This is a genomic window from Yeosuana aromativorans (assembly GCF_014646655.1).
In the GTDB taxonomy this organism is placed as follows: Bacteria; Bacteroidota; Bacteroidia; order Flavobacteriales; family Flavobacteriaceae; genus Yeosuana; species Yeosuana aromativorans.
In genome coordinates this window covers 1-535 of the sequence record NZ_BMNR01000034.1, presented here as the reverse complement: position 1 = coordinate 535, position 535 = coordinate 1, and the positions used below count along the sequence as shown (strand labels likewise).

General features: G+C 34.6%; 1 protein-coding gene. It reads left to right on the top strand.

Annotated features, from left to right (window positions below; genetic code table 11):
• Positions 1–39: 39 nt before the first annotated feature.
• On the top strand, positions 40–411 hold the full coding sequence (locus IEW94_RS16835) for a transposase (RefSeq protein ID WP_188655265.1): 372 nt from the start codon (positions 40–42) through the stop codon (positions 409–411).
• Positions 412–535: the final 124 nt, after the last annotated feature.

Sequence of the window (535 nt, the reverse complement as noted above, 5' to 3'; positions counted from 1 at the left end):
TGACCCGTCCTGAAATAAGGCTACATAATTTTAAACATTATGTACAAAAATGACAAAGTAATCAGACGGTATTCAGAACCTTTTAAACTGAAAATTCTGGACGAAATTACAACCGGAAAACTTAACAAAAACCAACTAGGTAAACTCTATGGTATTGCGCCTACCACCATTAATGAATGGATCAGGAAGCACAACCGTAAAGACCTTATGAACACCAGAGTAAAAGTGGAAACAAAAGACGAAATAACTCGAATTAAAGAACTTCAAAAAGAGATTGAACAACTTAAAAAGCTACTCTTAAAAAAGGATCTGGATGCCCTGGTATTGGATTCATACCTGGAAGTAGCTGCTGAAGACCTAGGCTATAAATCTGTTGCTGAACTAAAAAAAAAGCTAAGTACAAAGCCTTAATCATAGCCAAAGAAAAAGCCAAGGGATTTGCTTCTTTAACTACTATAACCAATTGTTTCGGACATAAACGCAATGCTTACTATAAGTATAAAAACAGAGCTGATAAGCGTTTAAAAATAGAACA